General features: G+C 67.7%; 15 protein-coding genes. 8 read left to right on the forward strand and 7 right to left on the reverse strand.

Annotated features, from left to right (window positions below):
* The first annotated feature begins 9 nt into the window (after positions 1-9).
* A complete protein-coding gene (locus F9929_RS00915; RefSeq protein ID WP_152044647.1) occupies positions 10-879 on the forward strand; it encodes a patatin-like phospholipase family protein in 870 nt (289 codons plus the stop codon).
* Here F9929_RS00915 and F9929_RS00920 read toward each other — a convergent pair.
* Positions 876-1,913: a DNA topoisomerase IB gene (locus tag F9929_RS00920; RefSeq protein WP_152044648.1), complete on the reverse strand. Its 1,038-nt coding sequence runs from the start codon at positions 1,911-1,913 to the stop codon at positions 876-878. The two genes, F9929_RS00915 and F9929_RS00920, sit on opposite strands and share 4 nt — an antisense overlap.
* A gap of 159 nt (positions 1,914-2,072) precedes the next feature.
* Between F9929_RS00920 and F9929_RS00925 the strand changes: the two genes are divergently transcribed.
* The 7 genes from F9929_RS00925 to lpxK all read left to right on the forward strand — a co-directional run bounded on the left by F9929_RS00925 (position 2,073) and on the right by lpxK (position 7,970).
* A complete protein-coding gene (locus tag F9929_RS00925) occupies positions 2,073-2,291 on the forward strand; it encodes a hypervirulence associated TUDOR domain-containing protein (protein WP_152044649.1) in 219 nt (72 codons plus the stop codon).
* A gap of 123 nt (positions 2,292-2,414) precedes the next feature.
* A complete protein-coding gene (locus F9929_RS00930) occupies positions 2,415-3,755 on the forward strand; it encodes a TldD/PmbA family protein (RefSeq protein ID WP_152044650.1) in 1,341 nt (446 codons plus the stop codon).
* Positions 3,752-4,552 carry a 3'(2'),5'-bisphosphate nucleotidase CysQ gene (locus tag F9929_RS00935; protein ID WP_152044651.1) on the forward strand — a complete coding sequence of 267 codons (801 nt, stop codon included), beginning with the start codon at positions 3,752-3,754 and terminating at the stop codon, positions 4,550-4,552. Before F9929_RS00930 ends, F9929_RS00935 begins: the two co-directional genes overlap by 4 nt.
* Before the next feature lie 13 nt (positions 4,553-4,565).
* Complete coding sequence (locus tag F9929_RS00940) at positions 4,566-4,802, forward strand: DUF4170 domain-containing protein (protein ID WP_152044652.1); 237 nt, start codon at positions 4,566-4,568, stop codon at positions 4,800-4,802.
* Positions 4,799-5,617: a lysophospholipid acyltransferase family protein gene (locus F9929_RS00945; protein ID WP_235918922.1), complete on the forward strand. Its 819-nt coding sequence runs from the start codon at positions 4,799-4,801 to the stop codon at positions 5,615-5,617. Before F9929_RS00940 ends, F9929_RS00945 begins: the two co-directional genes overlap by 4 nt.
* Positions 5,614-6,945 carry a lipid IV(A) 3-deoxy-D-manno-octulosonic acid transferase gene (gene waaA / locus F9929_RS00950; RefSeq protein WP_152044653.1) on the forward strand — a complete coding sequence of 444 codons (1,332 nt, stop codon included), beginning with the start codon at positions 5,614-5,616 and terminating at the stop codon, positions 6,943-6,945. The genes F9929_RS00945 and waaA overlap by 4 nt, the downstream gene beginning before the upstream one ends.
* Complete coding sequence (gene lpxK / locus F9929_RS00955) at positions 6,945-7,970, forward strand: tetraacyldisaccharide 4'-kinase (protein ID WP_235918924.1); 1,026 nt, start codon at positions 6,945-6,947, stop codon at positions 7,968-7,970. Before waaA ends, lpxK begins: the two co-directional genes overlap by 1 nt.
* Here lpxK and F9929_RS00960 read toward each other — a convergent pair.
* The 6 genes from F9929_RS00960 to glgA all read right to left on the reverse strand — a co-directional run bounded on the left by F9929_RS00960 (position 7,967) and on the right by glgA (position 15,731).
* Positions 7,967-8,203, reverse strand: coding sequence for a DUF2093 domain-containing protein (locus tag F9929_RS00960; protein ID WP_152044655.1), 237 nt, complete (start codon positions 8,201-8,203; stop codon positions 7,967-7,969). The two genes, lpxK and F9929_RS00960, sit on opposite strands and share 4 nt — an antisense overlap.
* 38 nt (positions 8,204-8,241) lie before the next feature.
* Positions 8,242-10,089 carry a DNA mismatch repair endonuclease MutL gene (gene mutL, locus F9929_RS00965; protein WP_152044656.1) on the reverse strand — a complete coding sequence of 616 codons (1,848 nt, stop codon included), beginning with the start codon at positions 10,087-10,089 and terminating at the stop codon, positions 8,242-8,244.
* Between the two features lie 6 nt (positions 10,090-10,095).
* The gene (locus tag F9929_RS00970) at positions 10,096-10,422 is read right to left on the reverse strand and encodes a DUF2442 domain-containing protein (protein ID WP_235918925.1); all 327 of its coding nucleotides are present in this window, start codon (positions 10,420-10,422) and stop codon (positions 10,096-10,098) included.
* A gap of 169 nt (positions 10,423-10,591) precedes the next feature.
* A complete protein-coding gene (gene glgX / locus F9929_RS00975; protein WP_235918926.1) occupies positions 10,592-12,691 on the reverse strand; it encodes a glycogen debranching protein GlgX in 2,100 nt (699 codons plus the stop codon).
* On the reverse strand, positions 12,655-14,283 hold the full coding sequence (locus F9929_RS00980) for an alpha-D-glucose phosphate-specific phosphoglucomutase (RefSeq protein ID WP_152044658.1): 1,629 nt from the start codon (positions 14,281-14,283) through the stop codon (positions 12,655-12,657). Before F9929_RS00980 ends, glgX begins: the two co-directional genes overlap by 37 nt.
* Positions 14,280-15,731: a glycogen synthase GlgA gene (gene glgA / locus F9929_RS00985; RefSeq protein WP_193227598.1), complete on the reverse strand. Its 1,452-nt coding sequence runs from the start codon at positions 15,729-15,731 to the stop codon at positions 14,280-14,282. Before glgA ends, F9929_RS00980 begins: the two co-directional genes overlap by 4 nt.
* Positions 15,732-15,733 lie beyond the last annotated feature (2 nt).

Here is a 15,733-nt window from a genome sequence, read left to right on the forward strand (position 1 = left end):
ACGCAGGCCGTGACGGCACCTAAGATCGGCCTCGCACTCGGCGGCGGCGGGGCGAGGGGACTGGCCCATATCCACGTGCTGGAAGCCTTCGACGATCTGGGCTTGAAGCCGGCGGCGGTCGCCGGCTCCTCCATCGGCGCCATCATGGGCGCGGGCTACGCCTTCGGCATGTCGGGCCGCGAAGTGCGCGAGTTCACGCTCGCCACCTTTTCAGCCCCGCAGAACATCGCGCGCCTTCTTTGGGCGAGCCGGCCGACGAGCTTCGCCGAGTTCCGCGCCGATGGCGGTTTTCGGTTCGGGCAGCTCAATGCCGAGCGGATGCTGTCCACCTTCATCCCGCACATGGCGAGGGCGGATTTCGCCGACCTGCCGATTCCGCTCACCGTCATGGCGACGGATTTCTATGCCAGGGCTTGCGTTCCCATCCGCACCGGCTCGGTGATGACGGCGCTCGCCGCCTCCGCCGCGCTGCCGACGGTGTTTCGCCCCGTCCGGCGCGAAGGGGCGATCCTGATCGACGGCGGCATCTACGAGCCGCTGCCCTTCGAGCTTCTGCGGCCCGGCGCGGACCATGTCGTGGCGGTGGACGTGAACGGCGGCCCGGAAGGCGAGCCGTCGCGGATGCCGACGCCGGTGGAAGCGATGTTCGGCGCTTCGCAACTCATGCAGCAGTCGATCATCGAAGCGAAACTCCGGCTCGCGCCGCCCGATCTCCTGTTTCGCCCGCCGGTCGCGCGCTGGCGCGTTCTCGACTTCCTGAAGGCCCGCGAAATCCTGGACGAGACCGTCAGCCTTCGCGAGGAAGCCAAGCGCCGCCTCGGTGGCCTGATCGAGAACCCTGTCACGCCACTGCGCGCGAAAATCGCGGCCGGCCTCTAGCTCGTCGCGACTTCTTCCAGAAACCGCATCAGCCCGGTTTCCTCGCGCGTCAGCCCCTTGCGCGGCGCACCTTTCAGAAGCTTCGGGTTTAGACGCTCTTCCTCGAAGGCCGTGACGATTTCGGGATGCACATAGGAGGTCCGCGCCACGGCCGGCGTGTTGCGCAGGCGCTCGCTCACCACCCGCATGGCCTTGGCGACCGCGCGCTTGCGCTTGGCTTCCGTCCCGAGATTGTCGCCGGTCTCGTCGATCAGATAGCGCAGAGCCTCGGCCGAGCCGTGGAACGTGCGGAAATCCTTGGCGGAGATCTTCGACTCGGCGGCCTCGCGCAAATATTCGTTGAGCACCGGGGCGGTCAGGTTGTGGCCGCGCTTCTTGTTGTCCTGAAACGAGAACAGGCGCTTGCCTTTCAGCTTGCGGAACCGCCCAAGCGAGGACAGGAGCGGCTTGTCGGCGATCTCGACCTCGTTGAGCTTCGAGGACTTGCCGACGAATTTCAGCTTGCCCCCGCCGCTCGCCGTGATGCGCAGATCGCGCTTGGTGAGCGAGGCGACGCCGCGCCCGCCGTCCTCGGCATATTTCTCGTGGCCGGGACGCATGGCCGCAAGATCGACCAGCCGCGCGGCGGTGGCGCAGGCACCCCGGCGGTCGTTCTCCTTGCGCCGCATGTCGCGCTTGATGGTCTTGCGAAGACGGGGCAGCGCCTTGCCGAAACGAAGCAGGCGCTCCGTCTTCACGGCGTTGCGCACGTTCACCCAGTGCTCGTGATAGCGATACTGGATGCGATCCTTCTCGTCGCGGCCGATGGCCTGGATATGGCCGTTCTCTTCCAGGCAGATGCGCACGTCCCGCCAAGCCGGCGGAATGACGAGCGCGGCGATCCGCTCCTGGATTTCCTTTTCCACCGGCGTTTCGTCGGCGGTGAAACAGATCGTGTGCTTCTGGCCCTTCGTGCGCCGCTCGATCAGGAATTCTTCCGGGTCCACCACCAGAAGCCCGAAGCGTTCGGCGTGAAAGGCAAGTCGCTTGTCCATGGCATCCGTCGAACCGCCCAAAGGGTCGATTCAACGAGGCGGCTATCCCTCGAGTTCCAGCCCGGCCCCGCGACCGATTGCCGGGGTCGGCGGAGGGAACGCGGGGCCTGCCTTGCGGTTTTCGCCAGCGACACGAAACCTTGAGACGAGGCCGGTTCGATGGAAAAGTTCAAGAAGGGTCAGGAAGTCGAATGGAAGTGGGGGAAGCGCAAGGCGTCCGGTAAAGTGACGCAGAGCTTCACTTCCGACGTCACGCGCAAGATCGAAGGCAAGGAGATCTCGCGAAAGGCCGATGACGAGCATCCGGCCTACATGATCAGCCAGGAAGACGGCGGCCGCGCCCTGAAGAAGCATTCCGAGCTTTCCAAGAAAAGCTGACGCCCGGTTCGCGGCGGTCGGGGGCTCCGCCTTCCCGGCCGTCATGCCAACGGCCTCGAAGTTTCTTGCTGACGGCGGCACCGCACCATAGATGTGGGCCGGAAACCGCAGCCGGATCGGATCATGGACAACGCCACGCAGAGCCTTCTGGACACGGCCTCGCGCCTCGTGGAAGCGGCCCGCCGCGCGGGGGCGGACGCCGCCGACGCGGCGGTCGTGCGCTCGCGTTCGCGCTCGGTGTCCGTGCGCCTCGGCAAGCCCGAAGAGGTCGAGGCGGCGGAAGGCGAGGATATGTCGCTGCGCGTTTTCGTCGGGCGTCGCAGCGCCTCGGTTTCCGCCGATGTGCGCGCCGAGATCGGGCCGCTCGTGGAGCGCGCGGTCGCCATGGCGCGCGTGTCGCCGGAAGACCCCTATGCGGGTTTGGCCGATCCCGAACTCCTGGCGACGTCATCCGGCGACGATCTCGATATGTTCGACCCCACCGAACGGAGCGGCGATGCGTTGCGCGAGGACGCGCTCGTTCTCGAAGACGCGGCGCGTTCGGTGTCCGGCGTCACCAATTCCTCCGGTGCCTCCGTCGGCTTCGGCCATGCCGGCCTCGTTCTCGTGACCTCCGGCGGCTTTTCGGGCGCGCGCACCCGCTCCTCATTCTATCGTCAGGTCGGCGCCATCGCCGGCGAGGGCGTGAAGATGCAGCAGGACTACGACTACGATTCCCGCCTTCATCACGGCGATCTCGAAGCCTCCGAGGTGATCGGGCGAAACGCCGGAACCCGCGCCGTGCGCCGCCTCGATCCGCGCATGATCGAGACCGGCCGCTATCCCGTGATCTTCGACCGGCGCATCGCGCGCGGCGCTTTCGGTGCGCTGCTCGGCGCGATCAACGGTTCGGCCATCGCGCGCGGCACGAGCTTCCTGAAGGACCGCATGGAGAAGCAGGTGCTGCCATCCAACGTTTCGGTGGTGGACCGGCCGAAGCTGAAGCGCCGGCCCGGTTCGCGCGACTTCGACGGCGAGGGCGTCGCGGGAGCCGACCTCGTTCTCGTGGAAGACGGCATCCTGAAGAGCTGGATTCTCGACAGCGCCACGGCGCGCGAGCTCGGCCTTCGCACCAACGGCCGCGCGTCGCGCTCTTCGGGGGGCATCTCGCCGTCCTCCACCAATGTCGAGGTGACGCCGGGAACGCTCGACCGGGATGCGCTGATCCGCGAAACCGGGCGCGGCATCTATGTCACCGACACGATCGGCCACGGCTCCAACCTCGTTACCGGCGATTATAGCTGCGGCTTTTCCGGCTTCATGATCGAGAATGGCGAGCTGACCTTCCCGATCTCCGAGATGACGATCGCCGGCAACCTCACCGACATGCTGCTCGGCCTCACCCTCGCGAACGATCCGGACCGGCGTTTTTCCGTCGCTGCGCCGACGATCCGCTTCGACAGCCTGACGGTGGCGGGGCTTTGAGCGCGACCGGAACGGACGATCTCGCTCTCCTTCTCGACGCGGCCGCCGAGGCCGGCCGGATCGCGTTGCGCTATTTCCGGCAGGACCCGAAGGTCTGGTGGAAGGAAGGCAATTCGCCCGTTTCGGAAGCCGATTACGCCGTCGACGCCTATCTGAAGGAGCGCCTCTTAAGCGCGCGCCCGCATTATGGCTGGCTGTCGGAGGAAACGGCACCCGCGCCCGGTGAGGGGCCGGTGCCCGAGCGCTTCTTCATCGTCGATCCGATCGACGGCACGCGCGCCTTCCTGCGCGGCGAGGAAACGTGGTGCGTCGCGGTCGCAGTGGTCGACGGCAACGGTCGGCCGCTGGCCGGCGTCGTGGATGCGCCCGCAAAGGCTGAGGTTTATCGCGCAGCGTCGGGCGAGGGCGCGTTCCTCAACGGAGAGCGGCTCGATCTCGCCCATTTCGCCGAGCCGCCCGCGCTCGCCGTCGCGATGCCGGACGAGATCAAGCGCAAGCTGCCGCGTGAAACGCGTGAGGCCCTGCGCTCCGTGCCGAGCGCCCCTTCGCTCGCTTATCGCATCGCGCAGGTCGCGGCCGGGCGCATCGACGGTACGCTGATCCGCCCGAGCGCCAGTGATTGGGACATCGCCGCCGCCGACCTGATCCTTTCCGAAGCCGGCGGTCTCCTCGGCGACATCGAGGGCGAGGAAAGGCTTTACAAGCTCGAAGGCAAGCGGCATGGCCTCCTCATCGCCGGCGCCGCCAAGGCTTGGCCAGCATTGCAGGACATGGCCCGCGCGGCCTCGCTCGCATAAGGAGACGACAAGCATGGTCGTGGAACAGGAAGCCAAGCAGCGCCTTCACCTCGTCTTCGGCGGCGAGCTTTCCAATCTCGACAAGGTCGAGTTCGCCGACCTGAAGAATCTCGACATCGTCGGCATCTTCCCGGACTACGCCGCCGCCCTGAACGCTTGGCGCGGCAAGGCGCAGCAGACGGTGGACAACGCCGCCATGCGCTACTTCATCGTTCACGTTCACAAGCTTCTGGACCCGGAGGGCGCTTGACGCCGGAAGGCGAGGCGCGCGCGCGAACAGGCGCGCTGCCGGGCGGGACGGAGACCGGCCCTGCGCGGCAGTCGAAAGCCCGGCCGACCCTTTCCAAGCGCTTTCGCCTGCGGCTGCGTCGCCTCCTGCGGCATGATCGGGCGCTGCGCGTCCTGTCCTCGCTCGTTCACGCGGCGCTGCATTTCATCTTCCGCACCCAGACCCCCGCCGCCGGCTCGTCCGACCTTCAGGCGATCCTCGACCGGCATTCGCCGGTGATCGTCTGCTGCTGGCACGGGCAACATCTGCTCGCGCCTTTCTTTCGTCCCAAAACCGCGCCCTTCGTCGCGCTTCTGTCGAAGAATGCCGATGCGGAGGTGAATGCGCGCGTGGTGGAACGTTTCGGAATCGAGACCGTGCGCGGTTCGGGCGGGCGCGTGCCGGGCAAGACGCGCGAAAAGGGCGGCGCGCGCGCGCTGATCGCCCTGCGCCGCCGGATGGGGGAGGGCGCGAGCGTCTTCATGATCGCCGACGTTTCCAAGGCCACGGCGCGTGAAGCCGGGCTCGGCATCGTGACGCTCGCCAAGATCACCGGGCGGCCCATCGTTCCCGCCGCAGCGACCACGAGCCGCCGTTACGTCCTGCGCCGGTCCTGGGACAAGACCACGGTGCCCTTACCCTTCGGGCGTCTCGGCATGGCGGCCGGCGAGCCGATCCATGTGCCGGCCGACGCGGATGGAGAAGTCCTCGAAGCCAAGCGCCGCGAGGTGACGGAAGCGCTGGAAGCCGCCAACCGCCGCGCGCTCACCCTCGTCGACGGGAAGGGCCGGCGTTGAGCGGGCGCTGGGCGCGAACCGCGCTGACGGCCTATCGCATGGTGGGCTCGGCCGCTTATCCGATGCTTGGCCCTTATGTCACCTGGCGCGCGACGCGCGGCAAGGAAGAACCGACGCGCCGCCGCGAGCGCTACGGCTTTCCGTCCATCGAGCGCCCGAACGAGGGGCCGATGGTCTGGGTCCACGCGGCGAGCGTCGGCGAAAGCAACGCGGTGATCCCGCTGGTGCGCGAGATCGTCGCCGAGCGCATCGCCGTCGTGATGACGACGGGCACCGTGACGTCCGCCGGTATCGTGCGCGAGCGGCTCGGCGACAGCGTCGTCCACCAATATGTGCCGCTCGACCTCAAGCCCTCCGTGCAGCGCTTCCTCGACCATTGGCGCCCGGACCTTGCGATCGTCGCGGAAAGCGAGATCTGGCCGACCACCATGGTGGAACTCCAGACCCGGCGCATTCCGCAGGTGCTGGTGAATGCCAGGCTTTCCGACCGGTCGTTCCGGCGCTGGAAGGCGGCCCCCTCCATCGCCGAAGCGCTTCTGGAAAACCTGTCGCAGGTCGTGGCGCAATCCGAGATCGACGCCGAGCGCTTCCATGTTCTGGGTGCGCGCAGCGTCACCGTCGCGGGCAATCTGAAGGCCGAGGCGGGGCCGCCGCCCTTCGACCCCGCCGCCTTGGCGGAGATCCGCCGCGCGATCGGCCGGCGCCCGGTCTGGGCTGCCGTTTCCACCCATCCGGGCGAGGAAAAGGCGGCCGCCGACGTGCACCGTGCGCTGAGGCTCACCCGGTCCGATCTTCTGACGATCGTGGTGCCGCGCCATGTGGAGCGCGGCGACGCGCTGGCGGCCGAGTTCGCCACGCGCGGCCTGAAAGTCGCCCGGCGCAGCCTCGGGCAGATGCCGGCGGGCGACACGGACATCTTTCTCGGCGATACGATCGGCGAGATGGGGCTTTATCTCGGCCTCACCGAGATCGCCTTTGTCGGCCGCTCGCTTGCCGCCCATGGCGGCCAGAACCCCTTGGAAGCGGCCATGGTCGGCACGGCGATCGTTTCCGGGCGGTTCGTCCAGAACTTCCGCGACATCTATCTCCAGCTTTTGCGGGCCGGCGGCGCGCGTCTCGTGAAGAACGAGGAGGACTTGCGCGATCTCGTGGGCGAGCTTCTCGACAAGCCGGACACGCGCCGCCGCATGATCCACGCGGCGGCGGGCACGGTCGCCGAGATGCAAGGCGCGCTGGAGCGGACGCTTCAGGCGCTGGAGCCGTTCATCCGGCCCTTGAAGCTCGACATCAGCCTCGACAGCCGGTCGCGGAGCGGTTCACCCGGATGATGGCGGGCGAGACCCCGGCCTTCTGGTGGCGGAGCGATGCCGGCTGGCCGGCGCGATGCCTGTTCCCGGCCGCCGCCCTTTATGGCGCCGTATCCCGCTGGCGGATGGACCGGGGCGCACGGGTCGAGACGGGTCTGCCGGTGATCTGCGTCGGCAACTTCACGGTCGGCGGCGGCGGCAAGACGCCGACATGCCTGGCGCTGGCGAAGGCCGCGCTGGCGCAAGGCCTGCGGCCCGGCTTCGTGTCGCGCGGCCATGGCGGCGCGACACGAAGCGCCGTTCTGGTCGATCCGGAGCATCATCACGCGGGTCTTGTCGGCGACGAACCCATGCTGCTCGCGCATCAAGCGCCGACGGCCGTGGCTGTGAACCGGGGCGAGGCCGCCGCGCTTCTGCGCGCTGAGGGCGTCGATTTCATCATCATGGACGACGGTTTCCAGAGCGCGCGTCTTGCCGTGGATTTCGCGCTTCTGGTGGTGGATGCGGGGCGCGGCATCGGCAACGGGCGCGTTCTCCCGGCGGGGCCGCTCCGCGCGCCGCTCATCGATCAGGTGCGCCATGCCGACGCGCTTCTGGTGGTGGGCAAGGGTGCGGCCGGCGACGAGGCGATCCGGCGCACGGCGCGCGGCGGCAAGCCCGTTTTCGAGGCGCATCTTCAGGCCCGCGAACCGGAGCGGCTCCACGGCGTGCCGCTCTTCGCCTTTGCTGGCATCGCCGATCCGGCGAAATTCTATCGCACGCTCGCCGATCTCGGGCTTTCCGTCGCGGGCACGCGCGACTTTCCCGACCACCACGTGTTTTCTGGCGAAGAGATCGCGGAACTCAAAGAAGCTGCCGCCCGAGGCGGCGCGCGGCTGGTGACGACCGCCAAGGACGCCGCGCGTCTTCGCGCCAGCAGGCTCGGCGCCGAATTTCTTGAAAACACCGAAGTGCTGGAGGTCGATCTCGTCTTCGAGCCGCACGATCTCGGCCGGCGTTTCGTGCGCGAAACGCTCGCCGCCCATCGCCGGCGAAGATCCCGTTAGCGCTGCTTGATCGAGGCAGCGAGGCGCGGGTCGGCTTCCAATTCGCGCTTCAAGGACACCGACGCATTGGCATAGGGTTCCTGACGCGCGACGCTCCAATAGCGGAGCATGTCGAGCGGGATCGCTTCGCCCGTCACCGCGCAGCGCACGAATGCGCCGGGCTTCAGCACTTCGAAGTCGCCGTCGAGATAGCGAAGCCGAGCCTCGCCGCTGATGTCCATCCGGTTCATCATCCCGATCTATTGCATTCGAGGATAAAGCGAAAGCGCCCTTATCGGCGGCCGAACAAGCGCTCGATGTCGGAAAGCTTCAATTCCACGAAGGTCGGACGCCCGTGATTGCACTGGCCGGCGCCGGGCGTCGCTTCCATGTCGCGCAGAAGCGCGTCCATTTCTTCCGGGCGCATCGGCCTCCCGGCGCGCACCGAACCGTGGCAGGCCATGCGCGAGGCCACCGCATCCACGCGCTCGGCCAGACTCTCCCCGTCACGCCCGTCCGCCAACTCATCGGCGAGATCGCGCACCAGCGCCGGCGCATCCACCCTGCCGAGAATAGAGGGCGTCGCGCGAACCGCGACGGCGCCCGGACCGAAGCGTTCAAGCTTCAGCCCCAGCCGATCGAAGCTGTCCGATGCCTCGGCGAGGCGTTCGGCATCCTCTTCCGGCAAGTCCACGATTTCCGGGATCAGAAGAAGCTGCGAGGGAAGCGGCGCGCCGTGGATCGCGGCTTTGAAACTCTCGTAGACGAGCCGTTCGTGCGCGGCATGCTGGTCGACGATCACGATGCCGTCGCGCGTTTCGGCGACGATAAAGGCCTTGTGGACCTGCGTGCGCGCCGCGCCGAGCGGATAATCTCGGCTCGGCTCCTCGGCGAAGGGAGAAGGGGCGGCGCGCGCGGCCGGCACGAAATCGGCGAGATAGGCGGCGGCTTCTTCCCTGACGCCGAAATCGGGCGCAAGTCTCGGCTCCAGCGGCCGCGAGGGCGAGCGCGCGGGATCGAAGCCGACCGGCCCCGAGGGGCGCGCATAGGCGGAATGGAAGGCCGGCGAACGGGCGCCTGGCTCCTGAGAATAGGATGCCGCAGAGGCCGGCATGTGGAAGGCGTCCATCATGTCGCTCGCGCCGCGCGTCGAGCCGCGAAGCCCGCCCTCGGCGAGCGCCTGCCGGATCGCGCCCACCACCAGCCCGCGCACGAGGCCCGGATCGCGAAAGCGCACGTCCGCCTTGGCGGGATGGACGTTGACATCGACCTCGGCCGGATCGATCTCGATGAAAAGCACGGCCACCGGATGGCGGTCGCGTGACATCACGTCGGCATAAGCGCCGCGCAGCGCCGACAAAAGCATCTTGTCGCGCACCGGCCGGCCGTTGACAAAGAAGTACTGGTGCAGCGCGTTGCCGCGCCCATAGGTCGGAATGCCGGCCAAACCCGACAAGGAAACACCCTCGCGCATCGCATCGATGGACACGGCGTTCTCGATGAACTCCTCGCCCAGGACCGCCGCGATGCGGTCAGCGCGGTCTCCGGCCTCGTAGACGGTTTCCGAACGGTCGGACCCTGAGAGTTCGAAGCGCACATTCGGGAAGGCGAGGGCGATGCGCCGGACCACTTCGGTGATCGCCGAACTCTCGGCCCGCTCACCCTTCAGGAATTTCAGCCGCGCCGGCACGGAATGGAACAGATCGCGCACCTCGACGACGGTGCCCGCGCTCAGGGCGGCCGGCCGCGGGCCCTCGCACTGCCCGTTGCCGAGAAGAACCTCCGCCGCCCCGTCCGCGCCGCGAAGGCGCGAGCGCAAGGAAAGCCGCGCGACCGAGCCGATGGAAGGGAGGGCCTCGCCGCGAAAGCCGAGGGTGGAAACGGCCATCACGTCGGAGCCGAGTTTCGAGGTGCAATGCCGGCGCACCGCCAGAAGAAGCTCGCCTTCCGGAATGCCGCCGCCGTCGTCGCTGACGCGGATCAGCGTCTTGCCGCCGCCGGCGGTGGAAACCGACACGCGGCGCGCGCCGGCATCGAGGGCGTTCTCCACAAGCTCCTTTACGACGCTCGCCGGCCGCTCCACCACCTCGCCGGCCGCGATCTGGTCGATGACATCGTCGGGAAGCTGGCGGATGGGCATGGGGGATCAGCCGGCCTTGCGTGCCAGATCGGCAGTCTCAAACGAGGTCGAACCAACAGCCAGAGTCGCTTCGCTCTTTTCGCGCAAGGCTTGCATGAAGCGGGCCGTGCCGAAGATGCCGGCCATCAACCCCTTGATCGTGAAGTCGGCGTCGAGCGTTTCCCAATGAAGGCCCGTTTCGCCCTGAAGCTCGACTTCGGCAAGCTCGGCATCGGTGGCGTTCTCGAGATCCTGGAGCGCACGGGCGGGGACCATGAAGCTCGATCCGTTGACGGAATCCACCACGATCCGCCCGGACGGGGCGTCGTAGCGGACGGCTTTCGGTAAAGGCATCGAGGCGCGTTCTTCATCGCCGCGTCGAACCGCTTTTAGATATTCGTCATCGGTCAAATCGAAGCGAGCCATGAATGTCCCTCCATCGCTCTTAAAGTTGGCATCCGGCTTCGTTGCTACAACAGCGACACATCGCACGCTCCACACTATCAGAACGACCTGTCCATTTTTACCTTTCCACCAGCACGAAGACCGAGCGGGGCGCGACCGGCAGGGGGCGGGTTGGATCGAGTGGTTGAGGGTAGGCGTCGGGGCGGTCGGACCGCAGTTCCAGAACGAGGCCGCGCCCGCCTGGCGGAACGGGCGGCGTCACCAGAACCTCGTTCCGGCCGGCGTTCAGATAAACCACCGCCTGCTCGCCGGTGCCGGATCGCTCGTCGCTTGGCGGGGCATGGAAGGACAGGCCGAGGAAATGCCGGGTGCCGTCGTTCCAGTCGCCGGTCGTCATCTCGGTTCCGTCCTCGCGCAGCCATAGGACGTCCGGGCGGCCGCTGCCGGTCTTTTCGCCGGTGAGGAAGGCGTCGGCGGAGAGCGCCGGATGCTCGCGCCGGAGCTGAGCCAGCCGGCCGACAAAGGCGATCAACTCGCGGTCGGCGGTCCGCCAGTCGATCCAGACGATCTCGTTGTCTTGGGCATAAGCGTTGTTGTTACCCTTCTGCGTCCGACCAAGTTCGTCGCCGGCCGTGATCATCGGGTTGCCGCGCGACACGAAGAGCGTCGCCAGAAGCGCCCTCACGTCGCGGCCGCGCGCTTCGCGGACGGCTGGATCAGTGCTGGCGCCCTCCACCCCGTTGTTCCAGGAATGGTTGTCGTTGTGGCCGTCGCGATTGTTCTCGCCGTTCGCCTCGTTGTGCTTGGTGCTGTGCGCGACGAGATCGGCGAGGGTGAAGCCGTCATGGGCGGCGAGGAAGTTGACGCCGGTGGAGGGCCTGCGCCCCGCCGTGCCGAAGAGGTCGGCCGAGCCCGAAAGCCGCGTTGCCAGCGCCCCGACCGTGCCGGAATCGCCCCGCCAGAAGCGGCGCGCGTCGTCGCGGAAACGATCCTGCCATTCCAGGAAGGGCGGTGGGAAGTTGCCGACCTGATAGCCGCCCGGTCCGATATCCCAGGGTTCGGCCACATGGATGCGGTCTTTGAGGACGTCGTCTTCGGCGATGGCTGAGAAAAAGGGCGCGGTGCGGCTGAAGCCCGTTTCGAGCCGGCCGAGAACGGGAGCGAGATCGTAACGGAAACCGTCGACGCCCGTCGCCTCGACCCAGCGGCGAAGGCTGGCGCGCCAGAGATCCACGACAACCGGGCGGTCGGCGGCAAAGGTGTTGCCGGTCCCCGTGTCGTTCACGAGCCGGCCGGGATCGTCCTCCGCGTGGCGATAATAAACGGCGTTGTCGAGGCCGCGATAACAGATCGTCGGCCCCCATTCGTCGCTTTCGCCCGAATGGTTGAGGACGACATCGAGGAGGACGCGGATGTCGCGCGCGTGGAGAGCGTCCACCGCGCGGCGCACGTCGGCAAAGCCGCCGGGCGCGAGGCGCGGGTCCGGCGCCATATGGGTGATCGGGTTGTAGCCCCAGGCGTTGGTCAGGCCGAGGGCTGAGAGGTGCCGCTCGTCGAGATAGGCGGCGAGCGGCATCAGCTCCACTGTGTCGACGCCAAGGCTCGTCAGGTGGTCGAGAAGCGGCGGCTCGGCCAAGGCCGCCACCGTGCCGCGAAGGCGCGCGGGCACGTTCGGATGGCTTTGCGAGAAGCCGCGCACCAGAAGCTCGTAGGTGAAGCCGGGGGCTGAGAAGGGGAGGGGCGTCGCGTCGCGGTCGAAACGCTCCGCGATGGCGCGCGGCACGAATGGCCCGCTGTCGAGCCCGCGAGAAGGGGGCGCGGCTAGTTCCGGCCGGTACACGAAAGGCCGGTCGAGACGGGCGGCGTAGGGGTCGACCAAAAGCTTCGAAATGTCGAAGCGATGGCCGTTTGCAGGATCGAAGGGCCCGCGCGCCCGGAAAGCATAGCGCGTGCCCTCGCGCATCCCCGGCGCGAAACCGAAGCGCACATGGCCTTCGCGCCCCGGCAGGCGCAGACGCTCGGTCTCGCGCGTGCCGTGAGGGTCGAAGAGGCACAGCAGCACCTCGTCGGCATTCTGCGAATAAACGGCGAAATGAACGCCGTCTGTCGTCACGCTTGCGCCGAGTTCGGCCGGGCAGCCGCGCTCGGCTGTCAGAAGCGTCGCCATCGTGCCGCGCGGCGTCAGGTGATGACGTCCGGCGCCTCGCGGCCCGTCCATTTGCGGATTTCGCCGACGGCTTCGGCTGTCGCGATCAGTTCCTTCAGCGCTTCTTCCGGCGCGACGGAGTGCTTGCCCGGATCGCCCTCATAGGCCTCGATGTAGACGCGCAGCGTCGCGCCCTTCGTGCCGGTGCCCGACAAGCGGAAGACGATGCGCGAGCCTCCGGAGAAGATGATGCGAACGCCCTGGCCGGTGGAGATCGAGCCGTCCACCGGGTCCTTGTAGGAGAAGTCGTCGGCTTCCGAGACCACGAGCTTGCCGAAGCGCTGGCCGCTCATGGATGCCAGACGATGGCGCAGCGAATCCATCAGGGAGTTAGCGCCGGCCGCGTCCACTTCCTCGTAGTCGTGGCGCTGGTAGAAGTTGCGCCCGAACTCGCGCCAATGCTCGGCCAGGATATCCTTCACGCTCTTCTTCGTGGCGGCCAGCACGTTCAGCCACAGGAGCACGGCCCAGACGCCGTCCTTTTCGCGCACGTGGTCGGAGCCGGTGCCGGCGCTTTCCTCGCCGCAGATCGTCACCTTGCCGGCGTCGAGGAGGTTGCCGAAGAACTTCCAGCCGGTCGGCGTCTCGTAGATTCCGAGGCCCCGCTTCTGCGCCACGCGGTCGGCCGCTTGGCTGGTGGGCATGGAGCGGGCGATGCCGGCGATGCCCTTGGCATAGCCCGGCGCCAGATGCGCGTTGGCGGCCAGAACCGCGAGCGAGTCGGATGGGCTGACCACGAGCCCACGCCCGACGATGAGGTTGCGGTCGCCGTCGCCATCGGACGCCGCGCCGAAATCGGGCGCATCCGCCCCCATCAGGTGGTCGATGAGATCCTTGGCATAAACGGCGTTCGGATCGGGATGGCCGCCGCCGAAATCGGGCAAGGGGGTGCCGTTGACGACGGTGCCTTCCGGCGCGCCGAGAAGCCCCTCGAAGATCGTCTTGGCATAGGGGCCCGTCACGGCGTGCATGGCATCGAAGCGCATGGCGAAGCCGCCCGCGATCATCGCCTTGATGGCGGGGAAGTCGAACAGCGTCTGCATGAGTTCGGCATAGTCGGCGACCGGATCGATGACCTCGACCACCATCTGCCCAAGCCGATGCTCGCCCAGAACCGAGATGTCGGGCGCGGCTTCCGAGACGATCTTGTACTCGGTGATCTCGCGGGTGCGCTTATAGGAAGCTTCCGTGACCTTCTCGGGCGCCGGGCCGCCGTTGGCGATATTGTACTTGATGCCGAAATCGCCGTCCGGCCCGCCCGGATTGTGGCTGGCCGAAAGCACGAGGCCGCCGGAAGCCTTGCGCTTGCGGATCACGTTGGAGGCGGCGGGCGTCGACAGGATGCCGTTCTGGCCGACCACGACCCGGCCATAGCCGTTGGCCGCCGCCATGCGGATGGCGATCTCGATCACCTCGCGGTTGAAGAAGCGCCCGTCGCCGCCGATCACGAGCACCGCGTCGGCCGGCCGCTCCACCACGTCGAACAGGGACTGGATGAAGTTCTGCGCGTAGTTGGGCTGCTGGAAATGCGGCACCTTCTTGCGCAGGCCCGAGGTTCCCGGCTTCTGATCGTCGTAGGGGGTGGTCGCGACGGTTTCGATCATTGTGCGCCTTCTTTGAGGAGGTCCCGGTAGAGATCGGCGTAGCGCGCGGCGCTTACCGACCAGCTCACGTCGGTCGCCATGCCGCGCTTCTGCATCGCCTGCCACAAGGCGGGCTCGTTGAAGAGGTTGCGCGTGCGCACCACGGCGTCGTGCAGGGATTTGGCCGTCACCGGCGCGAAGATCGTGCCGGTCGCGACATTGGACTGAACGGCGGCGTGGTTGGCGTTGATGACGGTGTCGGCCAGACCGCCGACGCGGCTCACCACCGGCACGCAACCGTAGCGCAGCCCGCAAAGCTGGGTGAGGCCGCAGGGCTCGAAGCGCGAAGGGATGATGATCGCATCCGCCCCGCCCTGAATGCGATGGGCAAGCGCCTCGTCATAACCGATGCGAACGCCGACGGCCTGGGGATGGCGGCCGTGGGCGGCAAGAAACGCGCCCTCGATCATCCGGTCGCCGGAGCCGAAGATGCACAAGCGCACGCCGCTCGCCACGATGTCGTCCACCGCCTCGCAGAGAACGTCCATGCCCTTCTGCCAGGTGAGGCGGCTGATCACGCAGAAGATCGGCGTGTCGGCGGGGGGCAGGCCGAACTCGGCTTCCAGCGCGCGCTTGTTCTCCTGCCGGCGCGCCAGCGTCTCGGTCGTGTAGGTGGCCGCCAGCGCCGCGTCGGTTTCGGGGTCCCAGGCATCCGTGTCGATGCCGTTGACGATGCCCACCAGCCGGTTGCCGCGCCCGGCGAGAAGGCCGTCGAGCCCCATGCCGCCTTCCCCCGTCAGGATTTCCTCGGCATAAGTCGGGCTCACCGTCGTCACCACGTCGGCGGCGTGGAGGCCGCCCTTCAGGAAGCCGACCGAGCCGTAATATTCCACCCCTTCCAGCGACCAAGCCGAGCGCGGCAGGCCGAGCTTGGCGAAGACCTCCGGCGCGAAGGCGCCCTGGAAGGCGAGGTTGTGAATGGTCATGACGCTGCGCACGCGGCGCCCGCCCCCGAAGGCGACATAGACCGGGGCGAGCCCAGCCTGCCAGTCGTGGGCATGGAGAATGTTCGGCTGGAAACCGGGAATGGCGCCGTCCGCGATCAGCGCCGCCGCCTTCGACAGGGCGGCGAAGCGCGCCCAGTTGTCGGGATGGTCGGCGCCGGTTTCCGAGATATACGGCCCGCCCAAGCGGTCGTAGAGATGGGGCGCATCGAGAAGCAGGAGGTCGAGCCCGGCATGGCGGGCTTCCAGAACCCGCGCCGGACCCCCGAAGAGGTCCGGGATCGCCAGCACCTCGTGCGCCGGGGCGCCGCCGAGTTTCGGCAGCACCGCCGGATAGGCCGGCATCAGGCTTTTGACCTGAACGCCGATCTCGCCGAGCGCCAGTGGCAGGGCCCCCGCCACGTCGGCGAGGCCGCCCGTTTTCACGAGCGGATAGATTTCCGAGGCGACGGCGAGAACTTGCAGGT

Source organism: Aureimonas psammosilenae, from assembly GCF_009176975.1.
GTDB classification, from domain to species: domain Bacteria; phylum Pseudomonadota; class Alphaproteobacteria; order Rhizobiales; family Rhizobiaceae; genus Plantimonas; species Plantimonas psammosilenae.